Annotated in this window: 26 protein-coding genes; 15 read left to right on the forward strand and 11 right to left on the reverse strand. The window is 50.3% G+C overall.

Translation table 11 applies throughout. The features are described from left to right. Positions 1-30: 30 nt before the first annotated feature. Together AWQ23_RS11775 and AWQ23_RS11780 are read right to left on the reverse strand one after the other, a co-directional pair. A complete protein-coding gene (locus AWQ23_RS11775; RefSeq protein WP_062435683.1) occupies positions 31-1,839 on the reverse strand; it encodes a bifunctional diguanylate cyclase/phosphodiesterase in 1,809 nt (602 codons plus the stop codon). 33 nt (positions 1,840-1,872) lie between these two features. Beyond that, on the reverse strand, positions 1,873-2,991 hold the full coding sequence (locus AWQ23_RS11780; protein ID WP_062435686.1) for a HAMP domain-containing sensor histidine kinase: 1,119 nt from the start codon (positions 2,989-2,991) through the stop codon (positions 1,873-1,875). Between the two features lie 186 nt (positions 2,992-3,177). On the opposite strand from AWQ23_RS11780, the gene AWQ23_RS11785 reads away from it, so the two are divergent. After that, positions 3,178-3,771, forward strand: coding sequence for a methyltransferase domain-containing protein (locus tag AWQ23_RS11785; RefSeq protein WP_232308904.1), 594 nt, complete (start codon positions 3,178-3,180; stop codon positions 3,769-3,771). Between the two features lie 9 nt (positions 3,772-3,780). Here the strand turns inward: AWQ23_RS11785 and fabG are convergent, their stop codons facing one another. Further along, positions 3,781-4,545 carry a 3-oxoacyl-[acyl-carrier-protein] reductase gene (fabG, locus tag AWQ23_RS11790; protein WP_062435691.1) on the reverse strand — a complete coding sequence of 255 codons (765 nt, stop codon included), beginning with the start codon at positions 4,543-4,545 and terminating at the stop codon, positions 3,781-3,783. A gap of 109 nt (positions 4,546-4,654) precedes the next feature. Between fabG and AWQ23_RS11795 the strand changes: the two genes are divergently transcribed. Both AWQ23_RS11795 and AWQ23_RS11800 read left to right on the forward strand, forming a co-directional pair. Continuing rightward, complete coding sequence (locus tag AWQ23_RS11795) at positions 4,655-4,978, forward strand: co-chaperone YbbN (RefSeq protein WP_012307964.1); 324 nt, start codon at positions 4,655-4,657, stop codon at positions 4,976-4,978. Between the two features lie 309 nt (positions 4,979-5,287). Beyond that, positions 5,288-5,851 (forward strand): hypothetical protein, encoded by a 564-nt coding sequence (locus tag AWQ23_RS11800; protein WP_062435694.1) that lies wholly within the window; start codon positions 5,288-5,290, stop codon positions 5,849-5,851. Positions 5,852-5,930: 79 nt separating this feature from the next. On the opposite strand, the gene AWQ23_RS11805 is transcribed toward AWQ23_RS11800, so the two are convergent. Then, complete coding sequence (locus AWQ23_RS11805; protein WP_062435697.1) at positions 5,931-7,079, reverse strand: murein transglycosylase A; 1,149 nt, start codon at positions 7,077-7,079, stop codon at positions 5,931-5,933. 332 nt (positions 7,080-7,411) lie between these two features. On the opposite strand from AWQ23_RS11805, the gene AWQ23_RS11810 reads away from it, so the two are divergent. The 10 genes from AWQ23_RS11810 to AWQ23_RS11855 all read left to right on the forward strand — a co-directional run bounded on the left by AWQ23_RS11810 (position 7,412) and on the right by AWQ23_RS11855 (position 16,199). Further along, on the forward strand, positions 7,412-9,112 hold the full coding sequence (locus tag AWQ23_RS11810) for a SulP family inorganic anion transporter (RefSeq protein ID WP_062435700.1): 1,701 nt from the start codon (positions 7,412-7,414) through the stop codon (positions 9,110-9,112). A 178-nt stretch (positions 9,113-9,290) separates the two neighbouring features. Continuing rightward, entirely contained in the window at positions 9,291-10,709 is a 1,419-nt protein-coding gene (locus AWQ23_RS11815; protein WP_062435703.1) for a cation:proton antiporter, read from the forward strand. A gap of 62 nt (positions 10,710-10,771) precedes the next feature. Continuing rightward, a complete protein-coding gene (locus AWQ23_RS11820; protein WP_198158653.1) occupies positions 10,772-11,122 on the forward strand; it encodes a cation:proton antiporter subunit C in 351 nt (116 codons plus the stop codon). Beyond that, a complete protein-coding gene (locus tag AWQ23_RS11825; RefSeq protein WP_062436672.1) occupies positions 11,122-12,555 on the forward strand; it encodes a cation:proton antiporter in 1,434 nt (477 codons plus the stop codon). Before AWQ23_RS11820 ends, AWQ23_RS11825 begins: the two co-directional genes overlap by 1 nt. 41 nt (positions 12,556-12,596) lie before the next feature. Then, positions 12,597-14,033 (forward strand): cation:proton antiporter, encoded by a 1,437-nt coding sequence (locus AWQ23_RS11830; RefSeq protein WP_062435709.1) that lies wholly within the window; start codon positions 12,597-12,599, stop codon positions 14,031-14,033. Next, entirely contained in the window at positions 14,030-14,419 is a 390-nt protein-coding gene (locus AWQ23_RS11835; RefSeq protein ID WP_062435712.1) for a Na+/H+ antiporter subunit E, read from the forward strand. Before AWQ23_RS11830 ends, AWQ23_RS11835 begins: the two co-directional genes overlap by 4 nt. Next, on the forward strand, positions 14,416-14,667 hold the full coding sequence (locus AWQ23_RS11840; protein WP_012307973.1) for a hypothetical protein: 252 nt from the start codon (positions 14,416-14,418) through the stop codon (positions 14,665-14,667). The genes AWQ23_RS11835 and AWQ23_RS11840 overlap by 4 nt, the downstream gene beginning before the upstream one ends. A 5-nt stretch (positions 14,668-14,672) precedes the next feature. Then, positions 14,673-14,957, forward strand: a complete 285-nt coding sequence (locus AWQ23_RS11845; protein ID WP_041443973.1) for a monovalent cation/H(+) antiporter subunit G — start codon at positions 14,673-14,675, stop codon at positions 14,955-14,957. Continuing rightward, positions 14,944-15,534 (forward strand): DUF4040 domain-containing protein, encoded by a 591-nt coding sequence (locus AWQ23_RS11850; protein WP_062435715.1) that lies wholly within the window; start codon positions 14,944-14,946, stop codon positions 15,532-15,534. The genes AWQ23_RS11845 and AWQ23_RS11850 overlap by 14 nt, the downstream gene beginning before the upstream one ends. Positions 15,535-15,536: 2 nt before the next feature. Further along, positions 15,537-16,199, forward strand: a complete 663-nt coding sequence (locus tag AWQ23_RS11855) for a Na(+)/H(+) antiporter subunit B (RefSeq protein WP_012307976.1) — start codon at positions 15,537-15,539, stop codon at positions 16,197-16,199. Positions 16,200-16,208: 9 nt separating this feature from the next. Here the strand turns inward: AWQ23_RS11855 and AWQ23_RS11860 are convergent, their stop codons facing one another. From AWQ23_RS11860 to AWQ23_RS11880, 5 genes are all read right to left on the reverse strand, one after another. After that, positions 16,209-17,678, reverse strand: coding sequence for a TM0106 family RecB-like putative nuclease (locus AWQ23_RS11860; RefSeq protein ID WP_062435718.1), 1,470 nt, complete (start codon positions 17,676-17,678; stop codon positions 16,209-16,211). A gap of 81 nt (positions 17,679-17,759) precedes the next feature. Continuing rightward, positions 17,760-18,539, reverse strand: a complete 780-nt coding sequence (locus AWQ23_RS11865) for an ABC transporter permease (RefSeq protein ID WP_062435721.1) — start codon at positions 18,537-18,539, stop codon at positions 17,760-17,762. A gap of 65 nt (positions 18,540-18,604) precedes the next feature. Next, positions 18,605-19,297: an NrtR DNA-binding winged helix domain-containing protein gene (locus tag AWQ23_RS11870; protein WP_030006879.1), complete on the reverse strand. Its 693-nt coding sequence runs from the start codon at positions 19,295-19,297 to the stop codon at positions 18,605-18,607. Between the two features lie 47 nt (positions 19,298-19,344). After that, positions 19,345-20,685 (reverse strand): OB-fold nucleic acid binding domain-containing protein, encoded by a 1,341-nt coding sequence (locus AWQ23_RS11875; protein WP_062435723.1) that lies wholly within the window; start codon positions 20,683-20,685, stop codon positions 19,345-19,347. A gap of 350 nt (positions 20,686-21,035) precedes the next feature. After that, positions 21,036-21,350, reverse strand: coding sequence for a hypothetical protein (locus tag AWQ23_RS11880; RefSeq protein WP_062435726.1), 315 nt, complete (start codon positions 21,348-21,350; stop codon positions 21,036-21,038). On the opposite strand from AWQ23_RS11880, the gene AWQ23_RS11885 reads away from it, so the two are divergent. Further along, on the forward strand, positions 21,338-22,009 hold the full coding sequence (locus AWQ23_RS11885; protein WP_062435729.1) for a pseudouridine synthase: 672 nt from the start codon (positions 21,338-21,340) through the stop codon (positions 22,007-22,009). The two genes, AWQ23_RS11880 and AWQ23_RS11885, sit on opposite strands and share 13 nt — an antisense overlap. Before the next feature lie 90 nt (positions 22,010-22,099). Here the strand turns inward: AWQ23_RS11885 and AWQ23_RS11890 are convergent, their stop codons facing one another. Next, positions 22,100-22,300, reverse strand: a complete 201-nt coding sequence (locus AWQ23_RS11890) for a hypothetical protein (protein ID WP_012307983.1) — start codon at positions 22,298-22,300, stop codon at positions 22,100-22,102. A gap of 152 nt (positions 22,301-22,452) precedes the next feature. Continuing rightward, entirely contained in the window at positions 22,453-23,532 is a 1,080-nt protein-coding gene (raf1, locus tag AWQ23_RS11895; RefSeq protein WP_062435732.1) for a RuBisCO accumulation factor 1, read from the reverse strand. A 110-nt stretch (positions 23,533-23,642) separates the two neighbouring features. Between raf1 and AWQ23_RS11900 the strand changes: the two genes are divergently transcribed. Then, positions 23,643-24,473, forward strand: a complete 831-nt coding sequence (locus AWQ23_RS11900) for a BMC domain-containing protein (RefSeq protein ID WP_012307985.1) — start codon at positions 23,643-23,645, stop codon at positions 24,471-24,473. Positions 24,474-24,493 lie beyond the last annotated feature (20 nt).

Raw genomic sequence — 24,493 nt, forward strand, 5'->3', positions numbered from 1 at the left:
CCGGTTCTTTCGTAGCGTCAGGGTCGGAAGCTAGGCGGGATTAGGCGAGATAGGACATGGCTCGTAAAAGTTTTGGTCGGTCTGGAGCATGGCTGTGAATTTTTCGGCAGGCACCGGCGGACTAAACAAAAACCCCTGGATCTCGTCACAATGTTGCGTCTTGAGGAATTCCAATTCAGCCATGGTTTCGACCCCCTCAGCAACGGTGGTCAGTTCGAGTTGTTTCGCCATCATGATGATGTGTTTGACGATGGTGGAGTTGGTAATGTTGTGGGCGACGTTGCAGACAAAGCAGCGGTCTATTTTGAGGATATCGAAGGGGAAATTTTGGAGATAACTCAGGGAGGAGTAGCCTGTCCCAAAATCATCAATGGCAATGGGAAAACCGGAGTTTTTTAGGGCTTGCAGATGGGCGATCGCCAACTCCACATCCGAGATCAAAATACTTTCAGTCACTTCCAGTTCGATTTGGGCCGGATTAATCCCATACTGCTGGGTGATTTCAACCAGATTTCCGACCAGTTGAGCTTGATAGAACTGTCGTCCAGAAAGGTTAACAGCGATTTTAGGATAGATAATTCCCCCTTGCATCCACTGTTGAGCCTGATGACAGGCGGCCCGAAACACCCATTCCCCAATGCTGGTGATCAAACCATTTTTTTCAGCGAGGGGAATAAATTTAGCTGGTGAAACCATACCTAAGGTGGGATGAAACCAGCGAATGAGCGCTTCTGCACCAACAATTTTGCCCGTCGTCGTACTAATTTTAGGTTGGTAATACAGGGTCAGTTGATTGTCTTGGATCGCGTCGTAGAGATCCGCATCAAGCAGTAGATTTTGGTGATTGGCATTAATTTGCGCTTCTTGGAAATGGAAATAATAGTTCGTGCTGCCCCGTTGCCGCGCCGTCTCCATCGCCTCTTTTGCTTGGTTGAGGTACTTATCAAAGTTGTATTCCCGGTAGGGCATGGTAATCATCCCGATGTACCAATTGATCAAGATCTTTTGCCCATTGACCGTCAGGGGGCTGCCAAAGGCTTCTAGGATCTGCTCTGCCATTTGATTGAGTTCGGCCTCATGCACTGCACAATTGGGGGGATAAATCACCACAAAATCTGTGTAATTTAAACAGGCTAAATAGGCCTCCTCCGCCACCACCGTCACTAACTGGCGCACGATATGTTTGAGGACAGCATTACCAAATTGATAGCCAAATAATTCGTTGATTTTTTCAAAGCGATCAACGCTCAGATAGAAAATGGGAATTTGCCACGACTCATGGGGTTGGAGTTGCTGCTGAACGAACGGTTCCCACTGTTTTAGGAGGCGGTTGAGGTCATCCCGGAGGGCGAGTTGATTGGGAAGCTGGGTAATGGGATCGTGGGTAACGGCGTAGTTGATTTGTTGGCGATCGCCAGCTTGTTTTTTTTGCTGAAAATACCCCTGCCAGGAGCGATGTTTCCGCAAACGTGTTTTAATGGCGTCAAGTAACTCGTAGGTGGTAAAGGGCTTTGTGAGGTAATCATCGGCCCCCAAGTTCATCCCTTGGCGAATGTTTTCTTTCGTACCTTTGGCCGTTAAAAAAATGAATGGAATCGTTTCGGTTTCTGGATCTGCTTGGAGCACTTCTAAGACACCATAACCGTCCATGCCCGGCATCATGATGTCGCAAATAATTAGATCTGGACGATTTTCAATGGCAAGGCCGACGCCAATCTGCCCATTTTCTGCTTCTAGAACCTGATAATCTTCGGCAATGAGCAAGGTGACGATTAGTTCTCGGATCGAATCTTCGTCTTCAATGACGAGAATGGTGGGGGAAAGTGAGGAGGCAACCATAGTAGATGTTTCTCATGGGACTTGATGCGTCAGTCAGGGTTTACTCACGAAAGAGCAGGGAATTTTAACGCGGAATGTGGTGCCAGAATTCACGAGACTTGCGACCATAATCGTACCATTGTGTAAGTCAATGTAACGTTTCACAATGTGTAGTCCTAAGCCTGTGCCTGGAATTTTGCCAACATTTTGAGCCCGGTGAAAGGGTTCAAATAAATGGGGTAAATCGGCTTGGGGAATGCCAATTCCCCGGTCAGTGATGGTGATGCTGATTTGGCGATCGCCACAACAAACTGCCAAGCTGACGGCTTCACCGGGAAAAGAGTATTTGAGGGCATTCGAGAGTAAATTAGACAGAATGTGGCGGATAATCTTGGCGTCTAGGACGGGTAAGAGGCGGCGATCGCCTTGGTATTGGGGAACGAAATCAAACTGGATCGGGTGGGTATGGCCAAACACCACTTGCAACTCTTCGATAATGTCCTGGCACAGCCCTTCAAAATGCACGGGCGCTGGCTCTAGGGTGAGTTGTCCTGCATCGACGCGACTGACCGAAAGGACATCGTCAACGAGGGTTTGGAGCCGTTGGGCCGCCCCTTTAATTCGCTGTAGATGCCGCCGTTGTGCTTCTGGGTTGAATTTGTGGGCGTATTGTTCGAGGAGTTCAGTAAAGCCCAAAATCGAGGTCAAAGGGGTGCGGAATTCATGGGAGGCAATGTCAATGAAGCGGGTTTTCAGTTGATTGAGTTCTTTTTCGCGCATCAGGGCATTGTGCATATCTAGCTCTACCTGTTTGCGATCGCTAATGTCACGCATCACCCCAATTACCCAAAACTGATCCGAATCTTGCGCAGTAATATCCTTGGGCACTCCCCGGTCTTGGATCCAAACATAGGAACCGTCATGGTGCTGAAACCGATAGTCCAACTCGTAGGCTTGCTGTTGGGCGAAGGCTTGTTCGAGGGTGGCCAAAACTTTCGTTTGATCGTCCGGATAGAGCCGCTCTAGCCAAGTTTGACAATCATTACCCATTTCCGCCGCCGAATACCCCAAAACCCGCGTAAAATCCCCGTACCAAACCATTGCACCTGAGGTTAAACAGCGTTCATAGACGATGTCGCCGAGGGCTTGAATTAGAGCAGGATTATATTGCATGGGCAGGGTGGAATAAGACGCACAGAAAAAAAAGGAAAATCAGACGAGAAATGATGGGGGATTGCTGATCCCTAAACGGCAATCAATCCGAAAAGTTTGATAAGAAAGCCCCTGGAAATTAGTGTAATACTGATTAAATAAACTCATGAGTGCTTTGCAACTAAGCTTTAAGGTTGGGCAATGGTAATGGTTCGAGAAAAAAATTTTTGGGAAGAAAAATATCAAACGGCTCAACATCGCTGGGATCTCGGCCAAGCAGCGCCACCGCTCCAGGATTTTTTCGCAAAGACAACACCATTACCCCAAGGGGAATGGGGGGTTTTAGGTTGTGGCCAGGGCCATGATGCTGTGTTTTTAGCAAAACAGGGGTTCTCAGTAACGGGGGTTGATTTTGCCCCAGCGGCGATCGCCGCCGCGAAAGCATTAAGTCAAGATCATGGTGTTACTCTTACTTTACTCGAAGAAAATATTTTTGATCTTAAAAAAAGTCATAAAAGTCACTTTGATTATCTGTTCGAGCATACCTGTTTCTGTGCGATCGCCCCAGAGCAACGTCCCGACTACGTTACCTTGGCGGCCACAATCCTTAAACCAGGGGCCAAACTCTACGGCATTTTCTACACCCACAACAAAACGGGAGGCCCGCCCTTTGGCACAACCCCCCAGGAAGTGATTCAGTTGTTTTCCCCACAATTTAAGATTCTTGCCCTCGATCCAATTCAAAATTCTGTGCCGAGTCGGCAAGGGGATGAACATTGGGGGATCTTGCAAAAGAAATAGGCGATCGCTTTAATGCATCACCATGCCACCATCCACATTAAAAGTCTGACCTGTAATGTAAGCAGCGGCTGGATCAGCGGCGAGGAAACGAATCATTCCGGCAATTTCTTCCGGTTGACCATAGCGGCCCAGGGGAATGTACTTGAGAATTTCATCGGCTTCGAGGCCTTCGGTCATGTCAGTGGTAATAAAACCAGGGGCCACGGCATTAACCACGATATTCCGACTAGCCAGTTCCTTAGCGACAGTCTTCGTAAAACCAATCACCCCGGCTTTGGCGGCACTGTAGTTGGCTTGACCAGGGTTCCCCATTAGTCCGGCCACAGAGGTGATGTTGATGATTCGGCCCTGGCGTTTTTTCATCATCGGTTTGGTGACGGCTTTAGTGCAGAGAAAGACGCCCGTGAGGTTGAGGTCAATGACAGCCTGCCAGGCATCGAGCTTCATCCGCATCAGTAGGGTATCTTTTGTAATCCCGGCGTTGTTGACAAGGATATCGATCTGGCCCCATTGGGCGAGGGTTTTTTCGACGAGATCGTTGACTTGATCTTCCTGGGACACATCGGCTTGGAGGGCGATCGCCTCGCCTCCGGCGGCCTGAATCTCCGCGACCAATGCCTCGGCGGCGGCACTGGAACGGGCGTAGTTGATCACCACCTTTGCACCTTCTGTGGCGAGGGCGATCGCCGTGGCTTTACCGATCCCCCGAGACGCCCCGGTGACGATGGCTACTTGATCCTTCAGACGTTGTTGCGCGGCGGGTAAAAGCTCCATTGCCTATCTCTCCAAAAGTCTTTGCGTTTTGATGACTGGGTTATCATAGAAGTTACGGTCGTGCGATCGCAACAATTCCCCTCGCAATCTCGTTTCGGAGCTATTTTCCATGGCTGTCAAAAAACAATTTTCCAGTTTTGAAGCAATGTTACAGGCTGCCGAAAAGCCTGTTTTAGTCGATTTTTATGCAACTTGGTGTGGCCCCTGCCAAATTATGGGCAAAACCCTCGAAGAAATCAGTCCCCAAATGGCCAATGAAATTCAAATCGTTAAAGTAGACGGCGATCGCTATCCGGCCCTTGCCTCCCACCATGGTGTCCATGCCTATCCCACCCTCGTGCTCTACAACAAAGGACAATTAGTTTCCCGCATCGAAGGGGCCGTTGCCGCGCCACAACTGATGCAACAAATCCGCCGCGCCCTCCAAAATTAAGCCTTCAATATCACTCTCCTGGTGGCGAGCTTAACGGTTACCGCTCAAAATATTCAATCTAAATCCCAGGGAATATTTACATTTCTTGACCCGGCCGGGTCTTTTTTTGTGAGCAAAAAATCACATCGTAAACTTATGAGAAGAAAGGCTTTTTTCCCCTTCCATTAGGGTTTCGATTTACGTTACAGTCAGAGATAAGGAAATCAAATAAAGTCACAGAAAAATTTTTGCCAGTAATCCAAAAATTGGGGAATTTTTCGGGACATAATCGAGATTTTTGGCAGTTGATAGAGATTTAGGGAGCGCAATATGGTGTGGCAAACGTTAAGAAAATTCGCAGGGCATTTCGTGGCGCGGCCAGTGGCGTTGCTGCTGGGTTTAGGTCTGACGGCGATCGCCCCAAATTTAGCCCAGGGAGCAACCCTCGAACACCGTGCCCTGAGTCGGAGTGAAAACTTTTTTGCATCCCTAAATACCCGCTTGATTGCCCAGCAGCAAAGTGCCGTCTTTGTTTATGGAACTTCTCCCGTTGCCCAACAATTAGGCCAGGACTACATGGTGCTCCAGGTGAATGACAACAACCGGGTGCAAGGGGTCTTTTACCAAGTGAATTCGGAATATGCTTGCTTTTCGGGCGCGATTAACAACGGTAAGTTAGATTTAGCCGTCCTCGATCCCTACGAGCAGGTGGCCTACGATTACCAATTGGATTATGTGGCTAAGGGGTTTGTCGCTGCTGGTGGCGATCGCCCGACGTTGCAGATGGTTCCGGCGGGTTTCCAACCGATCAATGTTCCTAGTGAGCTAGATTATGCCCTGCTCAAAGAATGTGCCGATTTCCAGGCGCCAACTAAGGCCGTTGTTGATATTTAACACGCTTTTAAACCTTAAGATTCAGTCCCCCTAGATGAAAAAATTTAGGGGGATTTTTGATTGAGAAAGTGGGCGAGGCTTAATCCTTGAGGAGGAGATAGTAAAGATTACCCGGATCGTTGACGAGACCAGCGCGGGTTTGGGTGTTTTGCCCGGTGCCGAGGAAAATATCAACCCGGCCAGCCCCTTTGATCGCGCTGCCTGTGTCTTGATCGAGGACATAACGACTAACGGGGAGTTTTAACCAGTCTCCATTGGCCCGCTGGTAAGGAAGCTGGGTCGCAATAAAGGCGATCGCCCCTGGGGGAAAAATGCTTTTGTCGGTGGCAATCGATCGCTCTGCTAAGACAGGCACCCCAATACTACCGATGGGCGGCGACCCGAAGGTTTCCCGGAAAAAGATAAAGCGATTATTGCGGGGAATGTAATTACTGAGTTCTGCGGGGTTCGCCTCAAAATAGTCAATTAATTTGGGGAGGCTCAATTCTTCTGGCTGAAAAATCCCTTCATTAATCAATTCTTTGCCCAAGCTGACATATTCATAATCGGTACTGCCATCAAAACCAATGGTCATGGTGCGGCCATCGGTCAGTTGCAACCGGGCGGAACCTTGCACCTGGATCAGATAGGCTTCGAGGCGACTTTTTAGCCAAACCAATTCATGCCCCCGCAAGGGACTATCGCTGGGGGGAATACCATCACGGCCTTCTAAGGCCACACGACCGGGGTGGGGTTGTGACCAAGTTTTAAAACCGGGGGGCTGACGATAGAGGGGATATTGAAATTCGTTAGTTTTAACGGGGCTGGCGACGTAGGCTGGTTCAAAGTAGGCGGTAAAGTCCACCTGGCCCATGCCATCTTTACCCACAGACCGATAGAAGACAAATTCCCGCTGGATCGCTTGGTGTAATTGGCGGGGGTCGGGATATTGTTGCACCAACTGCCGAAAGCGCACTAGCGATCGCCGCACCTTTTCTCGACTGAAGCCGGGGACTTGTACCGCTGCGTAATCCGCTTGGGCAGTATTGGTATCGATGTAGCGCAGGCTATGGTCAATGGCGTTGAGTAACTTTTGGCGTTCTTGGTTTTGCCACAGGCCGTAATCCGGTAAGGCGATCGCCGCTGGGGTTGTGGTCGGTTGGAGTACCTGGGCGAGGCCCGGCTGACTGACTAAACTTGCGCTGGCTCCCAGGGTGGCAATGGTTAGGCCTGACCAAAAAATTTTCATAACATCTCCTTTCCTTAGACGCCCCACAAAGTTTTGCCATTGTAACTTGAAGCCTAGAAATCTCCCTATTGCGTCAGGCCATAGGCGATCGCTACCCTATATTTTGTATAAAAAAAACTTATCCAATTCATCAAAAAGATAGTTTTCCCAATGGAGACAATTGGTAGGGGGCTATGGTTAGATGTTAATCAATACAAAATAAATTTTTCATAGATATTAAACTATGTTCTTGTTGTGCTAACAACCCAGCCCATAATCAGCAGGCCCAGCAAGGAATCCTATATGGTTTGTTTAATCACTTTGCTCACTATCAATCTGACAAATGCGTAACCATGCAGATAACCAACAAAATTCACTTTAGGAATATCCGAGGCGATATTTTTGGGGGTCTAACGGCGGCAGTCATTGCGTTGCCCATGGCCCTAGCCTTCGGGGTGGCATCCGGTGCCGGTGCCGAAGCCGGCCTCTGGGGTGCCGTGCTTGTGGGCTTCTTTGCCGCCCTCTTTGGGGGAACCCCGACCCTCATTTCTGAACCCACAGGGCCGATGACGGTGGTTATGACCGCTGTGATTGCTCACTTTACAGCCAGCGCCGCTACTCCAGACGAAGGTTTGGCGATCGCCTTTACCGTCGTGATGATGGCAGGGGTGTTCCAAATTATTTTTGGCGCCCTCAAACTCGGCAAGTACGTCACCATGATGCCCTACACCGTTATTTCTGGCTTCATGTCAGGGATTGGGATCATCCTGGTCATTTTGCAGTTAGCGCCCTTCCTGGGACAGGCGAGTCCGGGGGGCGGCGTAATCGGCACACTCCAAAATTTACCGACACTGCTGAGTAATATTCAACCGGGCGAAACAGCCTTAGCTTTAGGCACTGTGGCGATCATCTGGTTTATGCCAGAGAAGTTTAAAAAGGTAATCCCGCCCCAATTGGTAGCCCTTGTCTTGGGAACGGTAATCGCCTTTTTTGTTTTCCCGCCAGAAGTAAGCGATCTCCGTCGCATCGGTGAAATTCGTGCCGGGTTCCCAGAACTGGTCAGGCCGAGCTTCAGTGCGGGTGAATTCCAGAGGATGATTCTCGATGCGGCGGTGCTAGGGATGCTCGGTTGTATCGATGCCCTCTTGACGTCTGTCGTCGCCGATAGCTTGACCCGTACAGAACATAATTCCAACAAAGAATTAATTGGTCAGGGTCTAGGGAACCTCTTTTCTGGCTTATTTGGCGGGATTGCCGGGGCTGGGGCCACCATGGGAACTGTGGTTAATATCCAGTCTGGTGGTCGATCCGCACTTTCCGGATTGGTGCGAGCCTTTGTGCTTCTGGTTGTGATCCTGGGGGCTGCGAGTTTGACGGCAACCATTCCTCTGGCTGTGTTAGCTGGGATCGCCTTTAAGGTCGGGATTGACATCATTGACTGGAGTTTCCTGAAACGAGCCCACGAAATCTCCCCCAAAGGTGCCTTCATTATGTACGGCGTTATTCTGTTGACGGTCTTGGTTGACTTGATTGTTGCTGTGGGTGTGGGTGTCTTTGTGGCTAATGTGCTCACCATCGAACGGATGAGTAATCTCCAGTCCGAAAAAGTCCAAACGGTCAGTGATGCTGACGATAATATTCGCCTGACTGCCACTGAAAAACGTTGGTTAGATGAAGGCCAAGGCCGCGTTCTTTTGTTCCAACTCAGTGGGCCGATGATCTTTGGGGTCGCAAAAGCGATCGCCAGGGAACACAATGCGATGGGTGATTGTGACGCCCTCGTCTTTGATATCGGTGAAGTACCCCACATGGGGGTGACCGCCTCCCTAGCCTTAGAAAATGCCATTGAAGAGGCCCTCGACAAAGAACGTCAGGTTTATATCGTCGGTGCTGCGGGCCAAACCCGTCGCCGTCTGGAAAAACTCAAGCTCTTTAAGCGGGTTCCCCCCGATAAATGTTTAATGTCGCGGGAAGAAGCCCTCAAGAATGCTGTGCTCGGAATCTATCCCCATTTGGCGGATGGTGTGACGGCTCCCAGTTCAGAGATGGGTTAAGGCCCTGATCTGCGGTGGGTCTCTGGCTATCTTGGTCTAACCTTCCGGCTTATCTTAGTGCGGTATGGTCGGCAGATAGCCCTCTCCGGGTTCGATGCAACCTATCCCTTTTCACTTTTGTCCCATCCCTGCAATATTTGCGATCGCTTTTTACCACAACGTTTGAGGCAAAAATTCTATGCTAAGTCCCACAATCTTTTCTGGTAGTCTGCCAGGATTGACGGATTTCGTTCCTTCCCTGTCCCTGGCGACAACCCCGGAAGCTGACTATGGTTCATTTGTTTTAACCGGCGTTTTAATGACCCTGGTGGTGATCTATGCCATGAGTAAGTTGGGGGGAGAACTCTCCAAACGGGTCGGCTTACCCCCTGTATTAGGGGAACTGGTCGGAGGTGTTCTAGTTGGGGTCTCGGCGCTCCACCTCATCGTCTTTCCGGAAACAGGGGCCACGGCGGCCGACTCAAGTTTAATGCTGTTTTTGCAGCAGCTTGGTGGTTTAGATGGCACTGCCCTTGAGCATATTTTTGCCAGCCAAAGCGAAGTGATCTCGGTATTGGCAGAGCTTGGGGTCATTGTGCTGTTATTTGAGATTGGCCTTGAGTCAGATCTCCGGGAGCTGAGTAAAGTGGGTTCCCAGGCTGCGGTGGTCGCGATTGTCGGGGTGGTGGCACCTTTCCTCTTGGGGACGGTGGGCCTAGTGACGTTGTTCCATACGCCGATTATCCCTGCTATTTTTGCGGGGGCCGCCCTCACGGCCACGAGTATTGGCATTACCTCGAAGGTGCTATCGGACTTGGGTCAGTTGAAGTCCACCGAAGGCAAAATTATCGTTGGTGCGGCGGTAATTGACGATGTGCTGGGGATTATTGTTCTAGCGGTCGTCGCGAGTTTGGCCAAGACCGGGGAAGTGGATCTTCTAAATGTGGTCTATCTGATTATTGGGGCCAGTGCTTTTCTGTTGGGTTCGATTCTGCTTGGTAAATTCTTTAACCAAGGTTTTGAGGCGATCGCCGCCAAATTAAAAACCCGTGGCGCGCTGTTGATTCCGGCCTTTGCCTTTGCGTTGGTGATGGCGATCATTGCCAACCTCATTCATTTAGAAGCCATTTTAGGGGCCTTCGCGGCGGGTCTCGTGTTGGATGAAACGGATCTCCGCAAAGAGTTAGACCGTCAGGTAATGCCCATTGCCGACTTTTTAGTGCCGATCTTTTTTGTGACCGTGGGAGCAAAAGCAGACCTCGGTGTTCTGAACCCCTTCGAGTCCGCCAACCGCGCTGGATTAGTGATTGCTGCGTTCCTCATCATTGTGGCGATTATCGGGAAGGTAATCACGGGCTGGGCTGTCTTTGGTCAGCCGGGCGTGAATCGCTTGGCCATTGGTTTTGGCATGATTCCCCGGGGAGAAGTGGGCCTCGTGTTTGCGGGCATTGGTTCTGCCAGTGGTGTGTTAGATAAGCCTTTAGAAGCAGCCATCATTGTGATGGTGATCTTGACCACTTTCTTAGCACCGCCGCTCCTCCAGGCTGTTTTAAATAAGCCCCAGGATCCGGATGTGCCTGCCGACCGGGAAGCCCTTGAGAAAAGTTTGTCGGTGTAGGAAATCATTAATGGGGGATTGTCGTCAGGGACATCCCCCACTCGGACGGAGGGAATTCAGCCATGTCGATGTCTACGCTCGAAGCCTGTGTGTTTGCGGTGATTTTCATTGGGTTTTTCGGCATTATTTTCAAAAAAAATCTGATTATGAAAATCCTGGCCATGGATGTGATGAGTACGGGGGTGATTGCGTATTACATTCTTGTGGCGGCCCGGGGGGGAATTTTTGCCCCCATTGTGGATGCTGACCAGGGGGCGATCGCCTATGCCGATCCGGTGCCCCAGGCCGTGATTTTGACGGCGATTGTGATCGGATTTTCGATTCAGGCCTTGATGCTCGTGGGCGTGATGAAGTTGTCACGGGATAATCCGACCTTAGAAACCAGCGAAATCGAGAAAAGCCACACACCATGATCGACGACATCACAATTATTTGGATTTTGTTGCCGTTTGTTGTGGGGTTCAGTATTTATCTCTTGCCCCGCTGGAACCGTTACTTTGCTTTGGCGATCGCCGCTCTATCGGTGATCTATAGTATCGGTCTGCTTTGGAGTCTAGAGCCTTTTACCCTAGAACTCTTGGATAGCTTCGGCGTCACCCTGATGTTCGATGAACTGAGCGGCTATTTCATTTTGATGAATGGGCTGGTGACGGGGGCTGTACTCCTTTATTGCTTTGACAAGCAGAAATCACCCTTTTTCTATACCCAGCTGGTGATCCTCCATGGGGCCGTGAATGCAACATTTTGCTGTGCGGATTTGATCAGTCTGTATGTCGCCCTAGAGTGCATTGGGATTGCTGCATTTTTATTAATCACCTATTCCCGCAGCGATCGCTCCCTCTGGGTCGGCCTGCGCTATCTCTTCATTAGCAATACCGCGATGTTGTTTTATCTCATTGGTGCGGTATTGGTCTACCAGGCGAGTAATTCCTTTGCTTTTTCGGGTTTGGCGGTGGCCCCCAAGGAGGCGATCGCCTTAATCTTCCTCGGCTTACTGACCAAGGGGGGCATTTTTGTCTCTGGCCTCTGGCTCCCCCTCACCCATGGAGAATCAGAAACCCCCGTATCTGCCCTTTTATCAGGGGTGGTGGTTAAAGCCGGCGTTTTTCCCCTGGCTCGCTGTGCCCTATTAGTACCAGAGCTTGATCCTGTGGTGCGATTATTCGGTGTGGGTACGGCTCTGTTGGGGGTTGGTTATGCGGTTTTTGAGAAAGATACAAAACGAATGTTGGCTTTTCACACCGTTTCCCAATTGGGTTTTGTATTGGCCGCGCCAGCGGTGGGGGGGTTTTATGCCCTCACCCATGGCCTCGTTAAAGGCGCGCTTTTTCTCACGGCGGGACAGTTACCCAGTCGCAATTTTAAAGTTTTACGCGAACAGTCGATTCCCCGGGCGTACTGGTGGGTCTTGGTGTTAGCCTGTGCTTCGATCTCTGGCTTGCCCTTTTTGGCGGGCTACAGTTCTAAAATTCTGACGATGAAAAATATTCTGCCTTGGCAAAGCTTCGCCCTCAATGTGGCGGCGGTGGGGACAGCGATTTCCTTTGCGAAATTCATTTTCCTCCCGAAAAAAACAGACCCCAGCCTCAAAATTTTGCCGAATTTTTATGGCGCGATTGTGCTGCTCCTGGGGGGGTTGTTTGTGACCAACAGCTTTTACCTGGAAGCCTATCAACCCAGTAATATCCTCAAGGCGTTAGTCACCATCGGCATCGGTTGGCTGGCCTATGGGCTGATTTTCCAGCGGATTACGGTCAAGCTGCCCCGGGTCGTGGAGCAATTTGAACATCTGGTGGGGGTGATGAGTCTGGTGTTGACGGGTTTGTTTTGGCTGGTGTTGGCTTAGGACAACTCTCAGTGGTCGTTAGTTTAGGGAGGACGATAACCATGAATGAATTGACCATTGGCTGGGTAATTTTTCCCTTTGTGGTGGGCTTTAGTATTTATTTACTACCCAAGATTGATCGTTATCTGGCGATTTTTGTTTCTATTGGTTCGTTAATCTTTGGTCTTGTCCAAATTTTTCAGCCGGAACCCTATAGCCTCAAGCTCCTGGGGATGTATGGGGTGGATCTACTGGTGGATGACCAGAGCGGCTATTTTATTTTGACCAATGCGGCGGTGGCGATCGCCGTGACGGTGTACTGCTGGAAAAGTAACAAAAGTGCTTTTTTCTTTACCCAGTTGGTGGTTTTGCACGGGGCCCTCAATGCCGTTTTTGTCTGCGCCGATCTGATTAGCCTCTACGTTGCCCTGGAGGCCATTAGCATTGCGGCTTTTCTGTTGATGACCTACCAGCGCACCGACCGTTCCATTTGGATTGGTCTCAGGTATTTATTCCTCAGCAATACGGCGATGCTGTTCTATCTCATTGGGGCGGTGCTAGTTTACCAAGCAACAAAATCCTTCGCTTTTGCGGGTCTGGCCGAAGCCCCCAGCGATGCGATCGCCCTAATTTTCCTAGGCCTACTCACCAAGGGAGGCGTCTTTATTTCGGGATTTTGGTTGCCCCTAACCCACTCCGAAGCAGAAACCCCCGTATCGGCGATGTTGTCCGGTGTCGTGGTTAAAGCGGGAATTTTCCCCCTCCTGCGCTGCGGCATTTTGGTGCCAGACCTGGATCTGTGGCTGAGGCTATTCGGGCTGGCCACTGCTCTGTTGGGGATTACCTTTGCCATTCTCGAAACCGACGCCAAACGTTTACTGGCTTTTAGTACCATCTCAAAATTAGGATTGTTGCTCTCAGCACCAGCAGTGGCGGGTTTGGCGGCCCTCTCCCATGGTTTAGTGAAATCTTCTTTATTTTTGATGGCGGGGCAATTGCCCACCCGCAATTTCCAGGAACTGCGCCAAACCACAATCTCTCGCAGTCTGTGGCTGCCCTTGGCGATCGCCTGCCTGTCGATGGTCGGGATGCCGTTACTGCTCGGCTTTAGCTCAAAGGCCCTACTGCTTAAAAATATTGCCCCCTGGCAGGAAATGGGTCTGAATATTGCCGCCGTGGGGACAGCCCTGGCCTTCGCCAAATTCTTGTTTATTCCCCATGACGCCGCGACGAAATTTACTGCAAAAAGTGTGACCTTTTGGGGGGTGATCGCCTTTTTATTAAGCGGTGTCATCCTAGGCAATGGTTTTTATCTCGAAGCCTATGAATTTTCTAATATCCCCAAGGCCTTGATCAAAATTGCTGTTGGCTGGGTGTTGTACTGGCTGATTATGAAACGTCTCGAATTTAAGCTGCCCCGGATCTTTGAAGAATTTGAGCAGCTGATCGGCGGCATGAGCGTCGTCTTAACTGGATTATTTTGGATGGTGACCCTATGATCGGCATTCTCGATGTTTTTCTGATTTTAATGATCTGGTTTCTGCTCACGGCAGACCTGAGTGCCGCCAATATTCTCATCGGCGTGATTATTGCGATCTTGATGCCCGGTAAACGCTTTGATGCGGCTCAGATCAAAGATTGGCTCCATGTGTTTTGGGAAATTATCATTGCAATTCCCCAGGCCTATTTTGAAGCCTTTGAAATGATTTTTCGCCCCCATCTCTATGAAACTGTCACCATGGAGCGGGTGAAGCCAAATCGGACTCCAGGCTTAATTTTTCTCGATATTTTTCTGATTACCTTTACCCCGAAAACGATTGTGCTGCATTATCACAAAGACGGCTGGTACGAAGTTCACCGTGTGCAAAGGAGGAAACTCAAATGACCTGGATTTTTGGGGCGATGATCGGCGCGTTACTGCTGCCGATTTATGAAGCAATACAGGATCAAGATATTTGGCAAAAGCTCCTGGCCTTCGCCAGCATTGCCAGTAAAACCTCAGTGATGATTTTGGTGATTTCGGTGCTGCGGGATGACTGGACGGTCGGGGTTGTCGGTGTCCTAATTTTGTGCGTCGGCAATGCGGCGTTAATGCTATTAGCTCACATTTTGAGGCGGGTGAATTTACCATGAGCACTTTGATCAATATCCTCAGCTACGGCTGCATCATTGTGGGGGTGATCTTTTGGTTTTGGGGTACGGCTCCCCTGCTGGGCAATCGTTCTGTGTTGTTTAAATTACATACTCTGTCGGTCTCTGACACCTTGGGTTCGATGGCGATTATGGCGGGGCTACTATTAAAAATTCCTAGGGAATGGCCCCTGCTGATTTTGGCGATTATTGCCCTCGCCATTTGGAATACGGTACTGGGGTATGTGCTGGCCTATTGTTCGAGTCGTGGAGGCGGTGATGAACGGATCTAATTTTGACTGGTTTGTGGGGGCGATCGCCTTGTTATTGCCCGTGACGGGGGGATTATTGGTCGCCCAAAGAAATCCTTACTATGCGTTGGTGATTCGAGGGATCCTGGGGGCGATCGCCGCACTCCTGTACGCGATGTTCGGGGCGGCGGATGTGGCTTTAACCGAAGCGTTGGTGGGGACGATGCTGTCCATTACCCTCTATGCGGTGGCCGTGCGTTCTTCGATGAGTATGCGTTTAGGGGTTTTGGCCACTGGCACAGATACCGTTAATCTCATCCAAAAAATCAACCCGCTGCTCAAGCAGGTGCTGGGTAAATATCATTTACGCCTGGAACCCGTGGTATTTGAAGATACCCAAGCTCTGGGTCAAGCCCTGGCGCAGAAAAATGTGCACTGTATTTTGCAGGTGGATGGCGATGGGCACCTTCATGTCCTGAAAACCCGTGTACCACGGCTCTATGAAATCTTTAAAACCTCAGCCCTGACGGATGTGATCGAACTGCAACTGCTAGAGCTACAGCCTACCCCTGAAGTCGTTGGGCCGTCGTCGCCGCAATCCCTTATGGAGAATCATTAATCATGAAGTGGGTCTACCTTGCCTTTGGTATTTCTTTATTTGTGAAAATGCTCGTCTTCCCGAATTTTGCGATGGAAGGGGAGATTGGGGCGATCGCCGAAGTGGTGGCCGCCGAAGCGGGGGTCCCCAATGCCGTATCGGGGATTATTTTGCGCAATCGCCTCTACGACACCGGCTTTGAAGTGATGGTTTTTACCCTGGCGATCATGGGCGTGCGTTTTTTACTGGCCGACGAACACCCCTCGAAGGAAGTTAAGCAATTTACCGATTCACCTTCCATTGTCCTGGCGCGGTTGGGGGCGACCATTGCGGCCCTGATTGGGATTGAACTGGCCATTCGGGGACACCTCAGCCCTGGGGGTGGTTTTGCCGCTGGTGTTGCGGGGGGGACGGCCATTGGTTTGGTGGCGATCGTCTCTTCGCCCCAATGGATGGATGCCATTTATAAAAAGTGGAATGCAGCGATTCTCGAAAAAATTTCGGTACTGGTCTTTTTCCTCTTAGCAGCATTGTCCCTGATGGGCTTTCAGCTCCCCCACGGTGAATTTGGCACGTTATTTAGTGGTGGTTGGATCACGATCCTCAATATCATCGTGGCGGTCAAGGTTGCCCTGGGTTCCTGGGCGGCGATTTTAATGTTTATTCGCTATCGCGGTTTACTGTAGCCCACGGGATCAACTTAAGACCATGGTTTTTTGCTGGGATTCTAGAAAGCTGGTGATCCATTGTTTGAGGTGATGGGTTGCCCGACAATCATCTTCGTTGTAGCGGACAATGGCCTCTAATAATTGGCGATCGCCCGTTTCTAACCACTGGTCATACCAACAAACGGTTTGATCGCCGCTGACCCCCTGTTCGCGCCATTGGTAACCGAGGCAATTGGCCAGGGCCTTGAGGGAATAACTTTCTACGGGAAACACGAGATATTTTGTCACCCATTGGTGAATATCCATTAGGCGACCCACAATTTTTTGGAGTTGCTGGGGCGGTGTGCCGTATTTTTTCCCCAGGCGATTGAGGGTGTCCCGTTCATAGGGGGAAAAATGAAAAATCGGTGCTTCGGGAAATTGCGTGACAAATTCCACAAATTCTTGCCAAATTTTGCCTTCTTCCTCTAAAGTTTCTGCCACAAAACCGTAAAACTTTTCCCTTTGGTTTTGGTGATCGACCAGATACACCCCCAGGAGATAATCAACGTTGCGGTCGGGTTCTGCTTCGATATCAAAAAAAAGTTCGACGCTTCCCTGGGGAATGGGCTGGGTTTTGTTGGGACGATTGATGCGCCAGACGACTTCTTGGTGGACGATCGCCCGCGCCTGTTGTTGGAGTTGCATGGCGATATCGGCGCCTAGGTGTTGGCCCAGATGTTTGGGGGAGGTTTGGGCGAGGGATTCGAGGGTATTGACGCCGATGCCCTGGAGGGATTCGTAGCGGTTGGGGGTGACGCCGGGCACGAGGGATAAATGGTTATCCGCTTGGGCGATCGCATAGCAATGGTTGTGCCAAGAGCAGAGGTGACAGCGTTGCCGGGAAATAAAAACTTCTGGCTCTAATTCGGGTAATAGGAGGTTAATGCAGTCGGTGATCGTCTCCTGGAGTTTGTCGGCCCAGAGGTCTACGTCAACGCGGTGGGGCCGGCGAGCCCGCAAAATGAGTTGGGTTAAGCGGGGCGATCGCCCTTGGATAGCCTCTAATAGAAAAGTGTGGAACATCGCCACCAGCTTGTATTCTGGCTTTGGTTTTTGGCCTAATTTGACGCTGATCGGTCGATAATGCCACTTGCCCCAGCGGGAAGGGCCAGCCTGTCGCAAGAGAACCGTGGGTTTCCCCACCAGGGTTAACTGTTCAACAGGGGTACCGGGCCATTGGTCGAAGTGATAGAGTAAGACCCCCCGATAAATGCATTCGACCCCTGCGGCCATCAGGGCTTCTGTTTCGGCAGCACAGGTTTCCCAATCGGCGGCGGCGGGTTCGTGGTAGGGGCGTTGACCCAGATATTCCTGAATTTGGCGCTGGTTTTCTTTGCGTAATTTTTGGAGAAAATCTTTTTCCGATGTCTGCTCAGTGCGATCGCCATACAAGTCTAAAAAAGCCCGACGTTCACACCGCTTAAAATTCAACAACAGATCATCGCTCAGTAACATGTAGCACTCGGAATAAAAGAATCTCCTTGGAAAATAACATATCCCCCTGACCTCAGGCTGAGTAAATCTTTGCGGACTCCCTTAACCCAGGGGAGATTGGTGAAACAACAGGAGCGATAAAAAGAAATCCAACATAAAAATACCGATCCAAGTCGTCACCACCGCTGAAGTGGCAGAGCGACCCACCTGCTGCGTACTGCCGACGGTTGTCAGACCCCAACTGCAGCCGATAATCCCCACCAATAGCCCAAACAGAATCCCTTTGACGCCGACATTAATCAGGTCTCGGGGCTGAAGAAAAGTTTGTACGGACGTTAAAAAATTAATGGGGGCAAGATCATAGAACTGATAGGCGGCTCCGGTACCCCCGATCACCCCCACCACCAAGGCAAAGACCGTTAAAATCGGCAACATCAAACAGCAAGCCACCACCCGGGGCATCACCAGATAATCAACGGGATTAGACCGGAGCATATACAGAGCATCGATCTGTTCGGTAATTTTCATCGAGCCTAATTCCGCCGCAAAAGCCGACCCCACCTGACCCGCAATGATACTCGCAGTCAAAATCGGGGCCAGTTCTCGACAAAAGGCGATCGCAAATGCTCCCCCGACAAAACTTTCGGCCCCAAAGGTAGTGAGTTCCCTTGCAGTTTGGATCGTGAAGATCATGCCCCCAAAAAAAGCGACCAGCAACACTGGCACCAACGCCTTCGGTCCCGCCGTTAGCATTTGTTCCGTGATCTGGTCACGCCGGAGTTTCCCGCACAGGAGACGCCATAGCACCTGGCCCAGCATTAAGCCTGCGCAGTAAAGCCGATACCAGAGACTCGGATCGCGTTTTTCCTCGATGGGTTCCATCTACTTTTGGCGATCGCCTTCAAAATGATGCGACTCTGACAAACTGAACGATCTCCAAACCTGCCTTAAAGCTCGAAATTAAAGCCAGCCTCCTTGAGCCGTTGATATTTAGCCTCATCAAAGGAGTAAAGCCGTGCCGCACGGTGGGCGACCCCAGTTTGCAACTCATCTAATTTAATCAGGAGATCCATTTTAAGGATTTTGCGCCGGAAGTTCCGTTTATCCAACTGGGTTCCTAAAATCTGCTCGTAGAGTTTTTGGAGTTGGGTCAAGGTAAATTTGCGGGGCAGCAGCTCAAAGCCAATGGGTTCATAGCGGAGTTTACCCTGGAGCCGTTGGGTCGCCACATCAATGATTTGCTGGTGATCAAAAGCGACATTGGGCAGTTCATCCAGCGAGAACCAAGCCACAGCATCGGCATCCGTTTGGGCATGAATTGGATGATCCTCTAGGTTAATCAAAGCATAGTAGGCTACGGTAATCACCCGATCGCGGGGGTCACGATCCGGAGCCCCAAAGGTGTAAAGCTGCTCTAGAAATATTTTTTCGACGCCCGTTTCTTCCCGGAGTTCGCGCATGGCCGCTTCTTCGAGGGATTCATCAAGGCGTACAAAACCCCCCGGTAAGGCCCATTCCCCTTTAAAGGGTTCAACGCCCCGCTGAATCAGCATCATTTTCAGAGTGTGGGTGGCGTCGAGGCCGAAAACAACACAGTCAACGGTAACGCCCGGTTTTGGATATTCGTAAGTGTAAGACATAGGATTTATGGGTTTTATGGGTTTCTTTTAAAAAGTAGAAGTAATGGTTAGCTCGCTTGGGCCTGGGGAATCAGGTTTTCGCGGTAGACATGGAAGCCCCCCTGTCGGAGTGCCAAGAGGGCCTGGTGATCGTCCTCGACCCAATAGTCTTGCCCAAGGCGAATAAAGGTGCGATCGCCGCCCCTCCCAACGATCACGATCACCGGGATCCGCCCCCGCTTCTTCTTATCCCCAGCCTGCTGTGACAAAATTTGCTTCAGTCGCTGCTGACTTTGGGTGTGATGAAGCTCACTCGGAGAGAGGCGAATCATCAACATTCGCACCTCTTCAATGGGTTCGAGATCGTCCACAATCAGTTGCGTTCGATCCTCTTTTTGTTGCACTTTGCCCCACACAATGACACGGCTATCAAGCTGTAAGAGTTGCTCAACTTTCTGATAAGTGCGGGGAAAGACAATCCCTTCTACTTGACCCGAAATATCTTCTAATTGAATAAAGGCCATAGGTTCATTGTTGGCCTTCGTAAAAATCTTGCGCATATCCGTGAGGATCGCCACGGCGCTGACTTTTTTATTGATGTGGTTGGCGATCGCCGTAAGGCTAATGGGCGATAAAATCGGCGAAATCGTTGACCGCAGCTTTTCTAAAGGATGCTCAGAAACATAAAATCCCAGCAATTCTTTTTCTTGCCGGAGCTTTTCTTCTAAGGTTAAATCAGCCACTTTGGGTAACACAGGGGCTTCATCAAATGCCGCTGCCGTATCTCCCAGACTTTCAAATAAATTCGTTTGACCACTGGCCTTTTCTTTCGCTTTCAACTGCGCCCAATCCATCATTAAATCCAGACCCTTCAGCATTGCCTGGCGATTATCATGGAGTGAATCCAGTCCACCACAGGTAATTAAAGTTTCTAGGGCGCGGCGGTTCACAACACGCAAATCTAACCGAGAACAGAGGTCAGACAAACTTAAAAAAGGCCCCGCTTCCCGGGCCGCTAAAATGGCATTGATCGCATTTTCACCAAGGTTTTGAACCGCTGACAAACCAAAACGAATCCCTTGACCTACGGGCTTAAAATCCAGGTCTGACTCGTTAATATCCGGTGGCAAGACCAGGATACCCATGCGCTCGGCATTTTCCCGGTACTTGCGGACTTTATCCTTATTTCCACTGCTGGCACTGAGCAGTGCCGTCATGTATTCAACGGGATAGTTCGCCTTCAGGTAAGCAGTCTGGTAAGTGACGTAGGCATAGGCCGTTGAGTGGGATTTATTAAAACAGTTAGCCGCAATAAAACCCTGACCCAATAAGAAATTATGGTCTTGACTGAGTCCAATATCATAGGTCGGCGCATGGCCAATGAACTTACGGCGAATGATTTTAACCAAAACTGCGAGAACCTTAGGTCGAGATCAACCCTATTCTATATAAAAAAAGTCATATTTTTCAGTTTTGTCTTGGCACACTTTCAGCCGACAGCGACCCACTTGATCCCGTTACTTCATCTTTTTTGTAAAGTAAGTCTCCGCATTTTCACGGAGTCACAGAGGACAAAGGGCCAATTGTTCTATTTTTTAGTTTGCGCAAGCCACCAGGCAATAAAAAATTCCCTTTTTCGATAGTTTGGCTTTAAATTTTAAGCATTGCTATGGCGACATCATAAACAAACTTTTTCTAATCTTTAAAAAAGAGAGAGGGTGACTCCATGAAAACTTTTCGTTTTTAACAAAAATGGGGGTCAGCCACGGGAGATGGCAAAGGGAGACGACGGCATTGAAGTTGCTGGAGAGGTTTGATTTGCAAAGAATTTTCGCAAACCCCATTTAACCAGGCGCTCAACGACAACGGCTGCAATCAAAATCAGAAAAATAAAGGGCACTAGCAAAAGTAAGCCAAGGAGAGGACTTTCCCCTGCTTTTGTTTCAGGAGCTGCCGCCGGGGCAGTCGCAAGGGGGCTGGGTTGGGTTTCCTGAAGTTGGATTTTTTCTGGTGTCTGGGAGGTGACTTCGGGCATGATGTTAGTAGTCATCTCTTGTTCTAATGCAGCACTCATACGTTTTGCTCCACAAGCCTTATAACGTCCTTTGTCAGTTTACTGATAATAGCCCCCAAGGGTCACAGCGGCAAACGTTGAAGGATTTTGTGCCTGTGCCAGATATTTATTCCGCAGGCCGTTTGGATTTGGATAGCGAAGGGCTTTTATTATTGACCAATGATGCTCCTTTGAAGCATTATCTTTGCGAACCGAAATTTGCCCACCCCCGCACCTATTGGGTACAGGTGGAAAATATTCCAGACGGGCAGGCTTTAGAACAGTTGCGCCAGGGGGTAATGGTGCAAGGGAAAAAAACGCGGCCGGCGATCGCCAATCTTTTGACCCCTGAGCCAACCATCCCCGCACGAGAACCCCCGATCCGCTTCCGGAAAAATGTCCCGACAGCCTGGTTAGAACTGACCCTAACGGAAGGGCGAAATCGTCAGGTGCGCCGGATGACCGCCGCAGTGGGGCATCCCACATTACGCCTTATGCGCGTCGCCATAGGTACAGGGCCAGCGAAATTAACCCTCACTGGTCTAGGGCCGGGGGAATGGCGGCATTTAACGACGGCGGAAATTGGAGCCTTACAAAACCTGGTAAAAAAAGCCAAGCCAAACCAGCGATCGCCCCACAAAAAAACAGCCAGCCGCAAACCGAAGGGAAAACGCCGCTGACTATTTTGGTCTTGAAAGATGTTTGGAACGAATAACGAAACTTGAAGATTTGCTGGTAGTTTCCCACCAGATCCCTATTGAGAGGGGCGATTAATAAGCGAGGGTCTCTAGGGTTTCCTTGAGGTAAATGGTGACTTGCTGATCGACGCTGAGGTTCTCAAGGGCGAGGATTTCGCAATGGTTTGCATACCAGCGCTTGAAACCAGAACTGCGGGCGATCGCCTGCTTCAGGCTATCCCAAATGGCGTGATCTGGGGATGCTTCAGTGTAGGCAGTGGTCGAGTGCGGCATTTTTCACCTCAGGAATAACGCTCTGTATCTCACACTGTAACGCAATCGCCCAGAAAAGTAATGCTATCTAGTACACCGTTAGGGGAAATTTCCCGATAAAAATTTTGGCGCTAAATAGAGAGGAATTCGGGCAAAAGCAGCATTTTTTGCGCTTAATCGTCCATTTGCCAGGGTTCCCGGAGGTTATTCTCATCGAGAATTTTTTTCGGGCGCATCACCAAGAGGACTTGGCCTAAAATTTTGGCGATCGGTACTTCGGCAAACCAACCCAATTCCACCTTGCCGTCGGCATCCACCGCAAAATAGCTGTTGTCATTCCAAACAGTTTGTTGACGATCGAGCAAAATCAAAACGGGTTCTGGCTTACCAGGAATGGGCTGGGGCAGTTGATCGGTTTGGTGGAAGATCACTACCGGATCCCCCGCTGTCAGCACATTTTGCCAACTGGGTAGCGGCACCAGACTTGTCGCTGCGGCAACTGTCACGAAATTAAAAGGAGACGCTTGCTTGAGGGGGGGCACGCTTAACAGGCGATCGCTTTCTAACGGTAAAGATCCCGCCACCGGAATTAGCAGGGGAACATTGGTATCTTCGTCGTAACGGTAGAGGGGGAGGAGTGGAGCCGCCTTGGTGGGGCTGGTGGTGAGGTCACTGAGGAGTTGCTCGATTTTTTGCCGGGCGGTGGCAGAATGGGCAAATTTTAATCCCTTGGCGATGAGGCGGGTGCGGTCTTGTAAATCTTTTTTTTGCTTGGCGGAGCGCCAGGCTTGGTAGGCAACGGCATCCCCAGGGTGTTCCGTGAAACCATCGGGAATTTGGGGTAAGCGGGCAAACTCTTGCATCGCCCGGGCCAGTTCCTTTGCTCCATCAAATTCAAGGCTTTTGGCCTGGCACACCTGGGCGGCGATCGCCCTTTGGCTATGACTCAAGATCCGTAGCTCATACAGCACATCAGAACGGGGGCCACGGCAATAGGCCAGCAGATCTTCGGGCACACCACTGCTTGCGATGCTTTGGTACACCTGGGCCGCCACAATGATCATATTTTGCTGGGCCGTCTGGAAACCTGTCTGCTCGAAAATTTCCTGGGCGCTATGGCCTGACTGCTGGAGTTGTTGGCAACCAACGCCCCACTCGACCCAAGTCCCTTCCTTGTGGAGTAGTGACCGGAATAAAGCGTCCGTTTCTTCAGGGGAGAGTTTGTGTTCTGGAGATTGCGGTTGTCCAATCATAAAGCCGAATCAAAAGTGGAATAACGTAAAATGATAGGTAAATCAGTATTTGCCCGATAAACTTAATCATAAAGCGAGACTGTTCTAAACCGATCCTTCCCCCAGTTCCTATGAATTTTCCTGCCCGTCGGCAACCCCTCCGCCAAGCACCCCACCGTGCGCATCCGTTTCAAGATTGTGCCTTGGGACTCGTTTCCACTAAGAGCTTTCCGGCAATTGTGGGCACTGCGGACATGATGCTCAAGTCAGCGGCAGTGACCCTTGTCGGCTACGAAAAAACAGGGGGCGGCTACTGTACAGCCGTGGTTCGGGGGAAAACAGCAGATGTTCGCCTGGCCGTCGAAGAGGGGGCCCGCACCGCTGCTCAGTTTGATCAATACGTTTCTAAATTAGTCATTCCCCGACCGTTGCCAAACCTCGAAGCCATTTTTCCCATTGGGAGTCACTTGGCAGAAATTGCCCAACAGCAACGGGGCTATAGTCGCCTGAGTAATCGTTCTATCGGTCTGCTAGAAACCCGTGGTTTTCCGGCGATGGTGGGGGCCGCCGACGCGATGTTAAAGTCCGCTGATGTACAACTGGCCTCCTATGAAACCATCGGTGATGGGCTGTGTACGGCGATTATTCGCGGTACCGTTTCCAACGTAGCGATGGCCATTGATGCGGGGATGCACGAAGCAGAACGGATCGGTGAACTCCACGCGGTGATGATTATTCCGCGACTGCTAGAGGATCTAGAGCACACGTTACCGGTGGCGGAATACTGGCTAGATAAGGCAGAACCAATGCCAGACCTTGTGAAAGAAAAAGCACCCCAGCGCATCGCCTTACCGGAATTAGAACCCGTGTCGGCTCCTTTGGTCATTGAGGCGGAACCAGAAATTGAAAAGGCCGTTGAAGTCGAAATTGTAGAACCTTTTGATCCGGGCCAGGGCTATTAATTCTGAGACAGGGCTGCTAT

Origin of the sequence: Picosynechococcus sp. PCC 73109 (genome assembly GCF_001521855.1) — a bacterium.
In the GTDB taxonomy this organism is placed as follows: domain Bacteria; phylum Cyanobacteriota; class Cyanobacteriia; order Cyanobacteriales; family MRBY01; genus MRBY01.